General features: G+C 42.3%; 15 protein-coding genes. All 15 read left to right on the forward strand.

Annotation, left to right across the window (positions count from 1 at the left end):
* The first annotated feature begins 84 nt into the window (after window positions 1-84).
* The 15 genes from cdaA (at window position 85) to V5G21_RS10605 (ending at window position 17,559) form a co-directional block, all read left to right on the forward strand.
* Window positions 85-909 carry a diadenylate cyclase CdaA gene (cdaA, locus tag V5G21_RS10535; RefSeq protein ID WP_011245104.1) on the forward strand — a complete coding sequence of 275 codons (825 nt, stop codon included), beginning with the start codon at window positions 85-87 and terminating at the stop codon, window positions 907-909.
* Window positions 902-2,125 carry a CdaR family protein gene (locus V5G21_RS10540; RefSeq protein ID WP_011245105.1) on the forward strand — a complete coding sequence of 408 codons (1,224 nt, stop codon included), beginning with the start codon at window positions 902-904 and terminating at the stop codon, window positions 2,123-2,125. The genes cdaA and V5G21_RS10540 overlap by 8 nt, the downstream gene beginning before the upstream one ends.
* A gap of 36 nt (window positions 2,126-2,161) precedes the next feature.
* Complete coding sequence (glmM, locus tag V5G21_RS10545; RefSeq protein WP_338465501.1) at window positions 2,162-3,502, forward strand: phosphoglucosamine mutase; 1,341 nt, start codon at window positions 2,162-2,164, stop codon at window positions 3,500-3,502.
* Window positions 3,503-3,922: 420 nt separating this feature from the next.
* Window positions 3,923-5,725 carry a glutamine--fructose-6-phosphate transaminase (isomerizing) gene (gene glmS / locus V5G21_RS10550; RefSeq protein ID WP_011245108.1) on the forward strand — a complete coding sequence of 601 codons (1,803 nt, stop codon included), beginning with the start codon at window positions 3,923-3,925 and terminating at the stop codon, window positions 5,723-5,725.
* A 244-nt stretch (window positions 5,726-5,969) separates the two neighbouring features.
* On the forward strand, window positions 5,970-6,794 hold the full coding sequence (locus tag V5G21_RS10555) for an AraC family transcriptional regulator (protein WP_035202372.1): 825 nt from the start codon (window positions 5,970-5,972) through the stop codon (window positions 6,792-6,794).
* 50 nt (window positions 6,795-6,844) lie between these two features.
* On the forward strand, window positions 6,845-7,792 hold the full coding sequence (locus V5G21_RS10560) for a proline dehydrogenase family protein (protein ID WP_095316733.1): 948 nt from the start codon (window positions 6,845-6,847) through the stop codon (window positions 7,790-7,792).
* 3 nt (window positions 7,793-7,795) lie between these two features.
* The gene (locus tag V5G21_RS10565) at window positions 7,796-8,806 is read left to right on the forward strand and encodes a serine hydrolase domain-containing protein (RefSeq protein ID WP_095316734.1); all 1,011 of its coding nucleotides are present in this window, start codon (window positions 7,796-7,798) and stop codon (window positions 8,804-8,806) included.
* A 653-nt stretch (window positions 8,807-9,459) separates the two neighbouring features.
* Window positions 9,460-10,755, forward strand: a complete 1,296-nt coding sequence (locus V5G21_RS10570) for a phosphotransferase (protein WP_095316735.1) — start codon at window positions 9,460-9,462, stop codon at window positions 10,753-10,755.
* 197 nt (window positions 10,756-10,952) lie between these two features.
* Window positions 10,953-11,390 (forward strand): helix-turn-helix transcriptional regulator, encoded by a 438-nt coding sequence (locus V5G21_RS10575; protein WP_011245113.1) that lies wholly within the window; start codon window positions 10,953-10,955, stop codon window positions 11,388-11,390.
* Window positions 11,387-12,292, forward strand: a complete 906-nt coding sequence (locus tag V5G21_RS10580) for a glucosyltransferase (protein ID WP_257007104.1) — start codon at window positions 11,387-11,389, stop codon at window positions 12,290-12,292. Before V5G21_RS10575 ends, V5G21_RS10580 begins: the two co-directional genes overlap by 4 nt.
* Complete coding sequence (locus tag V5G21_RS10585) at window positions 12,289-12,558, forward strand: nucleotide disphospho-sugar-binding domain-containing protein (protein WP_251225727.1); 270 nt, start codon at window positions 12,289-12,291, stop codon at window positions 12,556-12,558. The genes V5G21_RS10580 and V5G21_RS10585 overlap by 4 nt, the downstream gene beginning before the upstream one ends.
* 329 nt (window positions 12,559-12,887) lie before the next feature.
* Window positions 12,888-13,667 carry an ABC transporter ATP-binding protein gene (locus tag V5G21_RS10590; RefSeq protein ID WP_095316736.1) on the forward strand — a complete coding sequence of 260 codons (780 nt, stop codon included), beginning with the start codon at window positions 12,888-12,890 and terminating at the stop codon, window positions 13,665-13,667.
* Entirely contained in the window at window positions 13,657-15,822 is a 2,166-nt protein-coding gene (locus tag V5G21_RS10595; protein ID WP_095316737.1) for an ABC transporter permease, read from the forward strand. The genes V5G21_RS10590 and V5G21_RS10595 overlap by 11 nt, the downstream gene beginning before the upstream one ends.
* A gap of 28 nt (window positions 15,823-15,850) precedes the next feature.
* Window positions 15,851-16,525: a response regulator transcription factor gene (locus tag V5G21_RS10600; RefSeq protein ID WP_094424247.1), complete on the forward strand. Its 675-nt coding sequence runs from the start codon at window positions 15,851-15,853 to the stop codon at window positions 16,523-16,525.
* A complete protein-coding gene (locus tag V5G21_RS10605) occupies window positions 16,522-17,559 on the forward strand; it encodes a sensor histidine kinase (RefSeq protein WP_095316738.1) in 1,038 nt (345 codons plus the stop codon). Before V5G21_RS10600 ends, V5G21_RS10605 begins: the two co-directional genes overlap by 4 nt.
* The last annotated feature ends 82 nt before the right edge of the window (window positions 17,560-17,641 follow it).

The raw sequence follows: 17,641 nt of genomic DNA on the forward strand, positions 1-17,641 counted from the left end.
TGTTACGTTTGGCACTGCGTTTCGTTTAAGATGCGCTGGACTTGTCAAAGGTAAGACTAGACGATTAAACATGGAGGGGCATACATGTTTACGATAGACTTCGAAAATTTGCCATGGCTTGCTTACATTGGCCAAATTGTCGACATTTTGCTTGTTACATATGTTGTGTATAAACTCATTATGATTATTCGCGGCACTCGGGCAGTACAGTTGGTCAAAGGGATCGCTGTCATTTTTATGATATGGTTTGTCAGCAACTTTCTAGGGTTAAGCACATTGGAGTTCATTACCAAGCAAACCGCTACGTTTGGATTGCTGGCGATCATTATTATCTTTCAGCCTGAATTGCGCAGGGGGTTGGAACAACTCGGGAGAAGCCGCCTGTTCACAAGCCGTTCAGCTCCTAAAAATGATTCGATGCAAACGACCATTGATGCCCTCGTTAAAGCGACTTCTTATATGGGGAAGCGACGCATTGGTGCGCTCGTGTCGATTGAAAAGGAGACTGGCTTAAACGATTACGCTGAGACGGGTATTCCAATGCAGGCTGTCCTTACTTCAGAGTTGTTGATTAATATTTTTATCCCCAATACACCGTTGCACGATGGCGCCGTTGTCATCAAGAATGATAAAATTTTGGCCGCAGGCTGTTATTTGCCTCTGTCTGAAGACAATACCATATCAAAAGAGCTAGGGACGCGCCACCGGGCCGCTCTCGGGATCAGTGAAGTAACCGATTGTTTGACATTGATTGTCTCCGAGGAAACGGGAGGCATATCAATATCAAAAAGCGGCACGCTCTACCGTAACTTAAGCGCAGAACAGTTGAGGGAGATGCTTGAGCAGAATTTGCTTCGCGCGACTTCTTCTGAAAACCGCTGGCAGTGGGGTGGTAGAAAAAATGGATAAACTGTTTAATAGCATTTGGTTTGTGCGGATTCTAGCTTTCTTCATTGCATTGATGTTATTTATTATGGTCAACCAAGATAATGTTGGCACACCTTCTCTTTTGCCTGAAGTCACCAACGCTCCTTATACAATCGAAGACCAACCGCTTGAAGTGTTTTATGATGAAACTCGTTTTGAACTAGTTGACCAACCGGAAACAGTGAGTGTGCAACTCCAAGGTTCGCAAGTGTCGATTTCGCTATTCCAGTTGACAAGCAACCGGTCGACAGAAGTGTTTGTGGACGCGACTGATGTGACGACTGAAGGGGAACATGTGCTAGCTGTCAACACACGCAATTTTCCGAGCGATTTGTCAGTAACGACGCAGCCTCAAGTAGTGCGCATCACTTTAAAAGAAAAACAAACGGTCTCGATCCCGGTACGCGTGGAGCTTGAGAATGAAAGTGAACTAGGAGACGAGTTTGCTGCCGGTTCACCAATCGCCAACCCAGTGAATGTGGAAGTGACCGCAGATGGAGACACGATTGACCAAATTGAAGAGGCCAAAGTGTTTGTAGATCTTGAAGGGGTCAAAGAAACGGTTGAAGATGACTACCCTGTCCATTTTTACGATGAGTCAGGGCAAGAACTGGAGATTGAATCAAACCCTAATTTCGTTTCGGTGACAGTGCCAATCACGAGCCCGAATAAACTTGTGCCAGTGAAAATGGTAAAGGAGAATGAGTTGCCGGACGGAATTAGCATTGATGAAGTGACGATTGAACCAAATGAAGTAACCGTTTATGGGCCGACGGATGTCCTGGAAGATATTGAGTTCGTAGAGAGCGAGCCAGTTGACTTAAGCAAAGTTGAAGAAAACGGCGAGGTAACGGCAAAACTGAAAACACCAACGGATGCCGAACGAATTGAACCGAAAGAAGTCCGTGTCCACTTTAGTGTCGGAAAGGAAGAAAGGCAAGCGTTTTCCGACGTGCCGATTGAAATTGTCGGTGCAGAGGGCACTGTCCGTTTCGCAGCAGACCAGCCATCGACAGTCCCAGTAACAGCATTTGGGACTAAAGCCAGGCTAGATCGTTTGAGCATGAACGATATACAATTGCAGGTGGATGCGAGTGGTTCCTATAAAGGAGAACAGTCGCTTCCTATATCGGTAAGTGGACCGCCGCATATCCGCTTCGAACTAGACGACGAGGCGATGTTGCAATTCGAAGAGTGAAAGCAATGAGAACGCATAAAGAAGGAGCGATCAATCATGGGTAAATATTTTGGGACAGATGGCGTCAGGGGGGTAGCCAATTCAGAGCTTACGCCTGAACTCGCGTTTAAGTTAGGGCGCGCTGGCGGTTATGTGCTAACAAAAGAGGCAGCGCAACCTAAGGTGTTGATTGGCCGGGATACGCGTATTTCTGGAGAAATGCTTGAGGCTTCCTTAGTGGCAGGTTTGCTTTCCATTGGCGCCGAAGTTATGCGCCTTGGGGTCATTTCAACCCCTGGCGTTGCGTTCCTGACCAAACAACTAAGCGCAACTGCGGGAATTATGATTTCTGCTTCTCATAATCCGGTTGAAGACAATGGCATTAAATTTTTCGGTTCTGACGGATTTAAGCTGCTTGATTCACAAGAAGAGGAAATAGAAGCACTCATTGATGGCGAAGATACGATGCCTCGTCCGATTGGTGGCGATGTCGGCCAGTTAAATGACTATTTTGAGGGCTCTCAGAAATACATGCAGTTTTTAAAACAAACGGTTGAAGGCGGTTTTGAAGGAATCCACGTCGCCATTGACTGTGCCAACGGTGCTGCCTCATCGTTAGCTACGCACGTACTGGCTGATCTTGATGCTGATATATCGTCGATGGGCTCTTCGCCAAACGGAACCAATATTAATGCATGCTGCGGCTCGACCCATCCTGAAGAGCTGGCAAAGCTAGTTGTGGAAAAACAGGCAGATGTCGGCCTGGCGTTTGACGGCGATGCCGATCGTTTGATCGCAGTCGATGAAAAGGGCGAAATTGTGGACGGCGACAAGATTATGTATATTATCGCTTCCTACTTGAAAGAACAAGGGCGCCTGAACAACAATACGATTGTCACTACTGTAATGAGCAATCTCGGTTTTTACAAAGCACTCGAGGAGAAACAGATCGAGACGAAGCAAACGGCTGTAGGCGACCGTTATGTGATGGAGGAAATGCGTAAAGGAAATTACAACCTTGGCGGCGAACAGTCTGGCCACATTATTTTCCTTGACTACAACACGACAGGCGATGGCTTGCTTACAGGCGTGCAGCTATTAAACATTATGAAACAAACAGGGAAGCCTTTGTCCGAACTGGCGGCAGGCATGAAAACATTTCCGCAATGCTTAATCAACGTCCGCGTTACGGATAAAGATGCAGCTAAAAACAATGCCCTCGTCCAACAAGAAATCAAACGTGTGGAAGAGGCAATGGCTGGAGAGGGACGGATCCTTGTACGCCCATCTGGCACCGAACCACTTGTGCGTGTGATGGTCGAAGCCAAAACCGACGAGTTGTGCCAACAGTACGCAAACCAAATTGTCGATGTCGTAAAAGAACAGCTTGGAGCTTGATAAAAAAGGCATTGCCGCATGAGGCAGTGCCTTTTTTATGTAGCCAAATTCCCGCTAGAACAAGGGCTGTTTTGCCCTTTTCGATAACAAACCGTTCCCCCGAATGAAACAGGTGCATATTTTAAAATTGTGGAGAACCTATGAAATCGATTGACGGCAATTCTCCATTCCTTTATTATGAGTCTTGTATGAATTTCATACACCAAAGCGCCAGGACTGGCATGACGCCAGTTGACGAGGAGAGGGCTAATCGAACTTTCGGCGGGTTCCCTCCGGCTGCGTGTGACAGCCGCAAGCTTTTGTCAAAACAATGGGGTGACCTGTTGCACAAAAACAAAAGCAGCACGCAACAAATTCAAAGAGTGGGGGCACGTCTGCCCCTGCAGGTCGATGCTCCCACTGCGGGAGGATACGAAAAATATGTGTGGAATTGTTGGGTACATCGGAAATGAGGATGCAAAGGAAATCTTGCTAAGTGGTCTGGAAAAACTGGAATACCGCGGCTACGACTCCGCTGGCATTGCAGTCCGGACAGAAAGCGATACCGAGGTGTTTAAGGAAAAGGGCCGAATCGCCACATTGCGCAAGGCTGTTGATGAAAATGTCCACTCAACAGTCGGAATCGGGCATACGCGCTGGGCGACTCATGGCGTCCCAAGCCAATTAAACGCACACCCTCATCAAAGCGCCACAGAACGGTATACGCTCGTACACAATGGTGTCATTGAAAACTACGAGCAAATTAAGCGCGATTATTTAGCCGATGTACAGCTAAAAAGCGATACGGACACGGAGGTAATTGTTCAGTTTATTGAACAATTGGCTGGGGAAGGACTTACAACGGAAGAAGCTGTCAGCAAAGCGCTCTCGCTTATGAAGGGCTCTTATGCGATTGCTCTTCTTGATAAGGACGACCCAGACACGATTTTTGTCGGAAAAAACAAGAGCCCGCTTTTAGTTGGTGTTGGCGAAAATGCGAATGTGGTTGCCTCAGACGCAATGGCGATGCTTACCGTCACTGATCAGTTTATTGAAATCATGGATGAAGAGCTCGTGATAGTCAGACGCGATCGCATTGAAATCAAAACATTGGCCGGTGATGTGCAAGAGCGCAAGCCTTACACAGCCGAGCTTGATGTAAGCGACATTGAAAAAGGCACATACGCCCACTTTATGCTAAAAGAGATTGATGAACAACCATTCGTCATTCGCAACATCATCCAAAAGTACCAACACGAAGATGGCAGCACGCGCCTCGATGAAGACATCCGCGCAGCAATGAAAGATAGCGACCGGATTTACATTGTTGCAGCAGGAACAAGCTACCATGCTGGCCTAGTTGGAAAACAGCTGCTCGAACGTGTTTCCGGCAAACCGACAGAAGTGCATATTGCGAGTGAATTTTTGTACAATATGCCGCTCTTATCTGAAAAACCACTCTTTGTCTTTATTTCACAAAGCGGCGAAACGGCTGATTCCCGCGGCGTGCTTGTGAATGTCAAAAAACAAGGCCACCGCACGCTTACGATTACAAATGTGCCAGGATCGACGCTTTCCCGTGAAGCCGATTATACGCTGCACACGTTTGCAGGGCCAGAAATAGCTGTTGCTTCTACGAAAGCATACACAGCACAAATTGCTGTTCTCGCCTTGCTTGCCGTTGATGTAGCCAACGCAGCAGGAAAAACGCTTGATTTTGACTTGCTGCAAGAGCTAGCCATTGCTGCCAATGCAATGGAGTCGCTCTGCAACCAAAAAGACGAAATGGAACAAATTGCCCGCGATTACTTATCCGTAACACGCAATGCATTTTTTATAGGCCGCACAGCTGATTACTTCGTGGCCCTTGAAGGCGCATTGAAGCTAAAAGAGATTTCGTATATTCAAGCAGAAGGATTTGCCGGCGGCGAACTGAAGCATGGCACCATCGCGCTTATTGAAGACGGAACGCCTGTCATTGCCCTCGCTACGCAAGAGCATGTCAACTTAAGCATTCGCGGCAATGTGCAAGAAGTCGCAAGCCGAGGCGCAGCCACTGCGATCATTTCGATGGAAGGTTTAGACCAAGAAGGCGATGCGGTCGTCTTGCCGCGCGTACACGAATTGCTGACGCCACTTGTCTCGGTCATTCCGACACAGCTGATTGCCTACTATGCCGCGCTGCACAGAGGCTGTGACGTTGACAAACCGCGGAACTTAGCGAAGAGCGTGACGGTGGAGTAAGGTTGTAGTTATCCTGAATGAGAAATCCGGTTTTTAAAAAATCGTGAAGGTTCACCCCTTTGGTTATGCTTAGCCAAAGGGGTGTTTTTTGTAGGCGAACAAAGAACCGTTGTTTTCTAATTGTAATCGAATTTTTCCGACTCCTAGACATGTACAAAGGAGATGTTTTTGAGTCAATATCTTACAAGAGCGCTTTACCCAAATGTGCTACACTCAGTATTAGAAATGAAAAGGAGGTTGTTCGGTGGGACGAGAAGAAAGAACGGTACGTTTTGATCATGATTTACAAATAGAAGCCTATCGATTTGAAGGAATCATGCAAAAGTTTCCCAACCACTTCCATGAATATTATGTAATTGGCTATATAGAGAGTGGACAAAGACGGTTATCTTGTAAAAACAGCGACTATCTAATAGGTACCGGTGATGTTATCTTTTTTAACCCTCTGGACAATCATGCCTGTGAATCCGTTGACAACCAAACACTTGATTATCGCTGTTTGAATATTAAGCCTGAAATCATGCGAAAAGTCACAAAAGAGATTACAGGGCAAGATTATCTTCCTTCCTTTTCTTCTCCGGTTGCTTATCGGAGTGGACAAGCTCAATTATTGCATCATCTTCACCAGATGATTATGGATGAAGTTATAGATTTGGAGAAAGAAGAAACGTTTTATTTCTTGATTCAGCAACTTATTGAAGAATATACCGAAGCGAACACAGATACTGAATCGATAGCGATTAAGCAAGAAATTGAACAGGTCTGTCGTTACCTAGAAGTCCATTATGCAGAACAAATTACGTTAGACCATTTAGCAAAAATAGCGAACATGAACAAATATTCTTTGTTACGCTCATTTACGCGAATTCGAGGGATTACCCCGTATCGTTACTTACAAACCGTACGTATTAGTGAAGCAAAGAAACGGTTGGAAAAGGGTTTAAAACCACTTGATGCAGCAATCGAGACAGGTTTTGTAGACCAAAGTCACTTTAGTAAGTTTTTTATGGATTTTATTGGATTAACACCTGGGCAATACAGGGATATTTTTATCCAGAATCGTAAATAGCTTCCGTATGGACGTTTTCATTCTAAATCAAATGTGGATGTGATGATCTTATGATTAATGAAGAAGCTCGCTTTTCTAAAGCTTTAAAATCGATTGCTAGAAATCAGGAACTCAAAGCATATATTCAAAATTCCAAAGAGCTTTTCCCGATTTTAATGAAAGGTGCGAACCGATTTGTAGCTGGGGAGACACGCAGGGAAGGGATAGAACGTGTTATAAAGCTATATAACAAAGGATACCAGGTTTCACTAGAATTTATTGGCGAAAATACAACTTCTGAAGAAGAATGCATGGATGCCAAAAATGAATTCATAGAACTAATCAAAGACCTCGGGCATAAGCAAATGAAAGCTACCGTGTCATTTGATCTTTCCCATATTGGAATGATGATTTCTGACTCAGTGGCATTTACGAATTTAGAAGAATTAGCAAAAGTAGCACATCAACATAATATTCAACTAATGATAAGTATGGAAGAATCGCAAAAAACAGATACCATTTTATCACTATACAAACGGATAGCAAAGTCATTCTCAAATGTTGGAATAACCTTACAAGTTCATTTGGAACGTTCATCGATGGACCTAAACGATCTATTGAAGGCTCCAGGTAGAATCCGTTTAGTAAAGGGCGCTTATCAAGAGCCTGAAGGCATCTATATTCCAAGATCGGAAGAATTAAATAAACGGTATATAGAATTTGTATCTATGTGTGTAGAGCGGAATCAACCATTATCTATTGCAACACATGATGAAAATCTATTGACGGAATTAAAAGCGAAAGGGATTCTTTACAGGCCAAATGTTGAAGTAGAGATGTTGGATGGTGTACGACCTGACTTATTAAGATCTTTAAAAGAGGATGGCATTCAGGCTAAAGTGTATGTAACATATGGTAGCGAGTGGTATTTGTATGTCGTTCATCGTATTGCTGAATACCCTCCAAATATTTATACGTTCCTTTCAGATGTGATTGGACAACATACTGTCGGGGAATAGGACATGAAACGAATAGAAAACAACCATTTCCAAACTCTTAATGATTATGTGTATAAAATCCAATTGACGGTCAGGGCAACAGCAGCAGCAACATACATTATAAAAGATAATAGCATCGTAAATGAGTGGTATTCAGGTAGGCATGATTATCCTGAAAATTCACGCCCCGTGGATGAAAAAACCCAATTTAACGTTGGTTCAATCCGTAAAACATATCTCGCTCTAGCGATAAGTTTGTTAATTGAGCAAGGACGAATTAGGAGCATTAATGACGAAATTGGGACATATCTACACGAATATAAAAAGATTGCAAATGGGGTAACCTTGCGCCATCTACTTACACATACCCACGGATTAATGGAGGAACGAGGTAGGTTTGTAAGGGAATTCCCAGCTGGTGCAAACTGGGCGTACAGAAGTCCTGGTATCAGTATGCTTATTAAACTTGTTCATCATTTGTCAGGCCAACATTTGAGCACTTTTATGAGAAATAACGTATTTGATGTTTTTCAACTTATAGAAACAGGTTGGAGAACCGAGTATCATGAAAACCTTATTTACAATTACTATAAGGATAAAGATACGTGGGTTGGACCAAATAGTAGTGATGAAGGAGACCAGAGCAATTTATTCATTAGCGCACGCGACTTGGCGATGTGGGGATATATCCATCTCACAAAAGGCTGTTTAGGCGGCAAACAAGTGTTACCGAAAAGCGTGTTTGAACGAATAACAACACTTCAAACTCCTAATACCGTTCCTGCTCATCTACCACGAAATGGTTTTATATGGTGGTTACAAAGTGACACCCCTCTAAATCAAATAGGGGAACGCTTACCAAGTTGTTCTTATCAAATACTTGGCATTACCGGGTGCGCTTGTTTAGTAGTCCCGAAATACAATGCAGTGGTAGTAAGAATGTATAATCAGTTAAGCAATCCGCGCGGATACGATTATTTAAGCGATGTGAGGCAATTTGGCAATCTGGCAAATGATCTTTTAATGATGGTATAGATCGGTATTTTGACTGATCACTCTACCTTTTGATATAAATCGCTTAGCATGAACAACACATACATTGCCGCAAAAATAGAAGCAGCATATAGCCGCTTCTATTCGTTACTTCGTTAATTCGATTCCTTTTTCTTAGCTCCTTTATAAATAGTTAAAACAATGATGACCATAATTAAAGGAACCGCTATGAACGTACCAAACAACATCATTGTATTCCAAGGCATTTAGTTAGCTCCTTCCCCATTCGTATTAATGCAATTAAGTCCAAGTGTTCGTTGTAACATCGTAAGCACCACCTGACTTTGTAAGGACAGAAGCTCTCGTCCACATTGTTGCTAAGATAGAATTGTATCTCTGTCTAGAAAAAGAAGATAACGTTAGTAGTTAAGCATTCCTTTTTAGGATATCATGGAATTCCTGTAATACAATAGGCTTGCTGAATGTGTTAATGTGATTATACAGGAATCCTCTATGGAGAACTTATGAAGTTTGATTCGCATAACATCCAATTGAGGAGAGGTTCCCCATCTCTATGTTTCAGTTTCTACAGCCCAGCCCCCCTTCCTTTTAATCGGGACGCGTTTTCGCTAACTAGGCATAAAGCATAGAATGGCATAATTTAGAGCGATGACTCATGTGAAAAGGTGAGAGTTATGGGTAGCCATTGGGTATATAAGCTAATTGTATATTCGAAACTTAAGAATAAATTAATGCTTACTTATGACAAAAATGAATTCTCCCTACCTTCTTACCAACCTGAATTGGCTCATGTGGCAATAGTAGGACATATAAATGAATTTGTAAAAGAGCATTTTCAGCTGAAAACGACTGTACTAAGGTGCTGTCGTCAACTCGAGAATATACGAATATATGAAGTAGAGATTCTGGAAGAAGAAAGCGTCCAATTTGCTAATCACGTATGGCTAACTTTATCACAACCGAGTGATTTGAAAAAATTGAATAGTGATGACCAAACGATACTGAAAAGTTGGATAGACACTCAAAGGTCAGTTGGCATTCCATGGTTTCATGTAGGATGGAGAAACCAAATGGAGAGATGGGCAGCCAATGTTTTGTCAAACAGTTCTTTAACATTTGCACAAATTAGAAGCTGGGAAAGGTCGGCTTTGTTTCGAATCATTTCAGATACACAGAACTACTATTTTAAAGCAGTACCGGATGTATTTAATCATGAACCTTTATTGAGCGATTACTTATTTCAACATTATCCTTTGTACGTACCTGAAATTGTACAAGTCGAACCGAACAAAAACTGGTATATCATGCGAGAAATACAAGGTTCTTTACTTGGCCAGACCGGAAAAATCGCTTACTGGAGACAAGCGATTGAACAGTTAGCAGTTATGCAAAAGCAATCTACTCGACATATTGACGAATTGAAAAAACGAAATTGTCCAGTTAGGCCTGTAGCAAAGGTAATTAAATCGTATGTAAAGTGTTCATTCGATGATTTATATGAGAGCCATCATATTTCGAGGGAGACCTATCAAAAGTTGAACACGAGTATCCCAACCATCATAAATATATGCGACAAGATAGAAAAATCGAATATTCCACTCGCCTTAGAGCATGGTGACTTTTTTGGTGGAAATATAATGGTGCAAAACGGCCAACCGGTTATTTATGACTGGTCTGATTGTACGTTATCACACCCGTTTCTGAGTATAATGGTCATCCTAAAAGAAGTGGAACAGTTTTTTTCAGAAGAAGTTGCTAAGTCATTGTTAAATGACTATTTGGAAAAATGGAGTGGCTTTGATTCTAAGCCCCATCTCATTGAGGAATATAATTGGCTGAAGGTCATTGCTCCTGTTTATTATCTAACGATTTATCAAACGTTTATCTTTCCTGCTTTTAACGACAATTGGGATAAAAAACAAATAATAGAGGGTTACATCACGGAGTGGTTGACTATGCCAATGCTATAAATTCTCTTTTTCAAGCTGTAGAGACTAGTGTCTACCTTGCAGTCTTTGTTCATTGCTTCTTGTCGCCTAGTTCCATTATAGCTTGGGTATGAACATGGCTACGTATATGCCACAATTTTTAACAACAACTGTTATGTAAAGTTGATAGACTTTACGTTAAATCGTCTGTAGATTGGAGATAGAAGGGGACGGAAGAAATGATTGGTATCAATATACGTGTTTTACGTAAAAAGCATAAACTGAGTCAGGAACAATTGGCTGAAAAGGTAAATGTCTCACGACAGACTGTAGCAAAGTGGGAAAGCGAAGAAGCTTTTCCAGATATTTTTAAATGCAAGATGCTTAGTGATATATTTCAAGTAACGATTGATCAATTATCCCGAGATATGAGTGAAGAAGAAGCAAACCAGCTTCGTCCTAAGGGAAAGCAGTTTTTTGGTGTTGTGAAGGTGGGAGAACGGGGACAAATGGTGATTCCGAAACAGGCACGAGAAATGTATCAAATTCATGCAGGAGACAAACTGGTTGTCTTGGGAGAAGATGCGACAAAGGGAATCGCTATTTTGAAAAGTGAAGGCTTTCTGGAATTTGCCGACATGATTCGAAAGGCTGAACTGAAGGGTGAAACGGAATGAGTAAAATCGTTTTTTTCTCGATACCAGCACATGGCCACACGAACCCCACTATTCCGGTGGTAAGCGAATTAGTAAATAAAGGGCACCAAGTTTGGTATTATTCTTTTTTAGAGTTTCAACATAAAATAAAAGAAGCTGGCGCTATATTTATTGCTTGTGATAATTTTTTACCTCAAGTTTCACAAAAAGAGCTGGATAGTAAAGTAGGTAAAGACTTTGCAGCATTGATTGAAATGACAGCCGAGACAACAATGGCCTTGGATCAAAAGGTTTGTAAAGAATTAAAAGAAATTCAACCAGACTGTATTGTGTACGACTCGATGTGCATGTGGGGGAAATTATTTGCTGATAAACTAGGAATACCCTCTATTTGTTCGACTACTTCGTTTGCTTTTAATCAACATACAGCGAAATTGATGAAGAGGAGCTTCATAGAAATCTGGAGAATGATTGTAGGCATGCGAAGGGTAAACAAAAAGATTAAGCAATTAAACGATCACGGTTATCGAGTAAAGAATGTAGTGTCCTTAATTCAAAATGATAATGAAACGGACACCATTGTGTACACGTCGAAGGATTTTCAGCCTCTGGCGGATACTTTTTCAGAACGCTATACGTTTGTCGGACCATCCATAAGGCAAACGGAGCCACTACAGGATGGTATAAGAGGGAGAAAAACAATCTATATCTCCCTTGGAACGGTACTCAATCAAAATCAAGATTTTTACGAAAACTGCCTTGTTGCATTTGCAAACGCGGATTATGATGTGGTGATGTCTGTTGGTGATAAAACGGATATTTCGTCTCTTGGTCGTATACCTGAAAACTTCACAGTAAAAAACGTGGTGGAGCAGATCTCTGTATTAAGGAAGCAGATGTATTTATTACCCATTGTGGAATGAATAGCACAAGTGAGGGCCTCTATTTTGGCGTTCCATTGATTTTATTTCCACAGCATGGCGAACAAAGAATGGTAGCTGATCGGGTTGCAGAGCTAGGCGCAGGATTTAAACTTAACTCTAATAAGCCAAAGCATTTAGCGGCAGCAGTAGCTGAAGTGCTTGTGAATCCTACCTATAAAAAAGAAGCACAGAAATTGGCAAAAAGCTTTCGGGAGGCAGGCGGTGCTGCCAAAGCAGCCAGTGTGATTCTGAGTAAAATTAGCTAGAAATCTAATGGAAAATCAAAGTACTAGGTTTATATTCAGTGAAATCAATATCGCTGTCCACATTCGTAAAGTGTTTGGTCAAAATGCCGAACGCTTTATTTATTTTTATGAAGGACAAGGCGTTAATGTTTTTCCACTGAAATTACAAGACTCGATTTTCCGTGTATCGATCCTGCCCCCATACGTTGTAAGTCAGGGCACCGTAATGAAAGCTAGGTCCCTTACACCATCTGTAAGTATTTTTCTGATTTTAGGCTGGTTATAATGTGTATAGCTTCATCGATCGATGATCATTCCGGAAAATGAGAATCAAAGAGGGAGAGTTATACATGAGTAGCCAAGGGAAATTATTAGAGGTGCAAGACTTACAAAAACACTACGGAAAGAAAAACAATAGAACGAAAGCCTTAAACAGTGTTCGGTTTGATATTCTTCCTGGAGAATTTTTAGGAATCATGGGGCCGAGTGGCTCTGGCAAGACGACGTTGTTAAACTGCATTGCGACCATTATCAAACCGACATCGGGGCGCGTCCTTTTAAATGGGCAGAACATTAGCGCTTTTGACAGCAAGGATTTGGCAGCGTATCGCGGCAGTCGTATTGGCTATTTGTTTCAGGACTTTGAACTGCTGGATAATTTAACGGGGCAAGAGAACATATTATTGCCATTGTCTATTCATGGAATTGATTTTGCCAAAGCACAAGCGAAAATAAATGAGCTAGCAGGTTTTTTAGAAATAACCGACATTCTTAACAAATTTCCCGCGCAGATGTCTGGAGGGCAAAAGCAAAGAGTTGCCGCTGCTCGTTGTTTGATTTCTGACCCTGATATCGTCCTTGCTGATGAGCCGACAGGGGCTTTGGACACACGCTCGGCAAAAACGTTAATGAACAAGTTGGAAGGGATTAACCGGAGTAGTGGAAGAACGATTTTAATGGTTAGCCATGACCCGAATGCAGCAAGCTTCTGTTCAAGAATTCTATTTATTCAAGACGGTGTCATTTTTCATGAACTGCGTCGAAAACAGGATGAGTCACAAGAACGATTTTATGAACGAATTTTACAGGTATTAGCTCAGCTTGGGGGAGGAAGCGCCAATGTTCTCTAGGCTGGTTTTTCGTAATGCCAAACGAAGCCGTAAGGAAAATGCGATTTATTTTGCTACCCTTGTAACAGCGGTCGCTTCGTTTTATATCATTCTTTCGCTCGGGAAACAAGATGTTATCTTATTTTTAAGGGAGTTTGAGAGTGATGCGATTGATAAGCTGCTAGCTGAAATGCGGATTGTCTATCTGTTTGCGTTATTTTTATTGTTCTTCTTGGTTTTATTTGCTAATCGGTACCAATTAAATCGAAGAAGTAAAGAGTTTGGGCTCTACCTTATGTTAGGAATGCGCAAGGAGCGTCTAATTGTCCAGCTTTTGGCTGAGGGGCTGATGACTTCGATTTTGGCACTCGCTGGAGGCCTTTTAGTAGGAGGCTTTTTAGCAGAAATCATTAGTTTGACCGTTTCTAAGTTAGTTGGACAGGGGATCATCGGCCATCAGTTTAGTTTGTCCGTAGAGGCGATTGTTTTTACGATTCTTGGTTTTTTATTGATCCAGTTTATCGCATTGGTCATGCTTGGTGGAAGATTGTTTCAACAGGAAGTCCATCAATTACTGTATGAGCAAATGGATAAGAAAACGGATATGGGTCATGTGAAAGGCAACGCACTCCATGTAGGACTAGGTTCTGTCTTACTAGGTGTTGCCTATTGGATCGCCTTATATCGGTTTGCGGACTTTGGCGGACTGCTTCTGTTTGCGGCACTCCTTTTTGGAAGCTTAGGAACGATCCTTTTTATAAGGGGATTTGGAAAACTACTAGGCATTTGGGCAAGTTTGTCCAAGCGTAAATCGATGAAAGGGCTGCACACTTTTACATTAAGGCAGTTTCAAGAGAATGTTGCTAACCGCTCAACTGCTGTTGCGGTCACATCGATTCTGCTCACGTTGTCGATTATTTTGATTGCCAATGGTGCTTCAACGATTTTAAGTTTAGACAGTTTGTATAATCGAGATTCCTCGGTATATGATTTTACGGTTAACGGAGAGAGTCAAAAAGTGGAGCCATTTTTGGCTTCCGAAAAAATGCGCCCTTATGTCGAAGACTCAAACCTGTTGGAAATGGGAAAGATGAACGATCAGGGAGAGCGCGCGGAAGATGGGATGCCACTGTCATTGGTTGATTGGTCTAAATTAAAAGAGCAACTCATCCTAGCTTTGCCTAGCCACTATAAGGAGCAACTTTTGTCTGGAGAAATGCAAAGTTACGATATTAGTTCAGAGAACCCCGAAGCCCTTAATTTGCTAGGGGTGTTAGAAATGGATACAACGACACCTTATCTAATTCCTGAATCGTCATATAATGGACACTTAACAGCGATAGGAGAACAACCCCTGAACCTTGATTCAGATGAAATCGCCTTGTACTTTAACCCGGATTTTGTCCCTATGGAAAATCTTGATCGCATGCCTGTACTTGATTCGATTCTTGATAAGGCGGCAAAAGAGGGGCAACGTTTGCTGCGTATTGATAATCAAGACATGTTCATACGCCCATCGATTCCTATGAGAGGATTGGTAGCGGACCGTTCCGTGGAGATCTTTTCAGCCTTTATTGTGACTGACCGGATGTTTGAACAATTAGTCAATAAGGAAACGTATGTGTCCTATTGGAATTTCCGAATCCCGCAAAAGTTGCAGGAGCAGCAAGGTTTAATGAAACCATTAATGGAGGCTAGGGACATATTAAAAACTTCAGGCTTCGCGTTTGAAAGTTACTTGCAAAACTTCGGGCGCCGGCTCTTCTATGTCGTTGCTGGGAGTTATACTGTCTTGTATATGGGATTCTTGTTTTTAATCATTGCTTGCACGGTATTGGCTTTACAATTTTTGACGCAAATGAAGCAGACTGGAGGGCGCTATGTCACCCTGTCGATGTTAGGCGCCAAACGCGATCAAATGAAAAAATCGATGCATAAACAGGTGTTGTGGGCCTTTTTGTTGCCGATGTCTCTCGCATGCGTAAGTGCAGCTGTTGGGATAAGGGCAATGATTTCATTTGTGGTCATTCGCTTTGAGGACGATCCCCTCCTGTATCCTATCGCGATTGCCTTTGCCTGTATCGTGATCGCCATTGTAGCGATTTATGGAGTCGCTGTTGCCCGTTCGGCTGACCATGAGATCGATAAATTACGGTGGAAGCCAAACATCGATTAACGAGTATCTGTACAGAGGAGGTGCTAAAGTGGCGAGGATTGCAATCGTTGAAGACGATGCATGGATGAGAGAAGAGTTAATGGATATTTTGAAAAAAGAAGGATTTGATGTCGTAGCGGTTACAGATTTCCATGACATTGCCCATCAAATTGCCACTTTGGCACCTGACTTAGTCTTGTTAGACATCAATTTACCAGGGCAGTCTGGATTTGATCTATGCAAAAGCCTAAAATCGAAAGGGATTGGACCGATATTGATTTTGACGTCGAGAGACAAGTTACAAGATGAGTTACATGGCTTTCATTTAGGTGCGGATGATTATTTGACGAAACCATGCAATCGTGATCGCTTATTGGCCCGCATTCAAAACTTGTTAAGAAGATTTGCGAGACAGCCAGGCTTGGTCGATGGCGGCGATTTTTCGCTTGATCCCAATACCTATACGTTATATAAGGGATCCGAGTCGCTCGTCTTATCGGCGAATGAAGGAAAAATTTTATTGGCATTAGTACAGAATCGTCCTGAGATTGTGTCAAAAAAAGCGTTGAGTGAGCTTTTATGGGGAACCGACCAATTTATAGACGAAAACGCCATTCAAGTTAATCTCACGCGTTTGCGAAAGACGCTGCGGCCATTAAACTTGGAAGACCAAATTGAAACGGTAAGGGGCCAAGGGTATCGACTGAAGGAGTATAGACGATGAATCGGATCAAACACATTTATGCGTGTTTTCATGCGCATAAGCAATGGTTTTTTATGTTAATGCTAACCAATCTATTATTTATTTTTTTCGCTTGGTTAGCTTACCCTGAAACGTTTAACGTTTTAGTAAGCTTAATGGTTGTTTTTACGTTAGCGATGATATCGGTATCTGTATTTCTGATTATAAGAAAGGAAAGAAGAATCGAAGCTGCCTTTGAAGATTTTTTGTTAGAACCGAATGAGGCAAACGAAGAAATGTTATGCCGGGTATCTCCGAAAACACATTGGCCATTTATCCGCAGAATTGGAAGCGTTCTAAGGTCCCACCAAGAGGAACGAAATCAACAAGTGCTTGAGCTCGCCGATTATGAAAATTACATTGAAGGTTGGGTTCATGAAATGAAAAAACCTTTGTCATTGATGACATTGGTTTTAGATAACCGCAGTGACGAAATGTCTCCCCTCGTTCGACAGCGTATGCTTCATGTCAGAGATCAAATGCGTGGAGATGTCGAGCGAATTTTATATTATGCCAGACTTGGAGCTGCCCATAAAGATTATCTGTTTGAGTCGATTCCTATTCTAGCGTTTTGTAAACGGACAATTGTAGATTACCAAACACTCCTTGATGAATCTGGTTTTCAAATCCAGTTCAAAGGCGAAGAGATGGAAATTCTCTCCGACCGCAAAGGGTTAGCGTTTATTATAGAACAGGTTATTGCCAATAGTACAAAACACGTTACACAACATCAGGATGATCCATTGATCACATTTGAAACCGTGTATGACGAAAACAGAGACCAAACGATTTTGCATATTTGTGATAATGGACCGGGTGTTTCGGGAGAAGATTTACCGTTTATTTTTGATAAAGGTTTTACTGGAGGGCGAGGGGCTTACACAAGGCAAGCAACAGGGATGGGGCTTTTTTTAGTGAGCAAGATGGCTGATGATTTAGCGATTCAGTTGGAGGCGACGTCAGAGCCTGGCTCGGGTTTTACGTTGTCGTTAAAATTTCCGAATGTGAAAACATAGGATGTCGTACTGATCCTGATAACCCATTTTTTATGGCTCTGCCTTTCATACGTCCTTGCTTCCATGTGAAAGGCATGGAGGG

Source organism: Shouchella rhizosphaerae (assembly GCF_036700015.1).
GTDB classification, from domain to species: domain Bacteria; phylum Bacillota; class Bacilli; order Bacillales; family Bacillaceae_D; genus Shouchella; species Shouchella rhizosphaerae.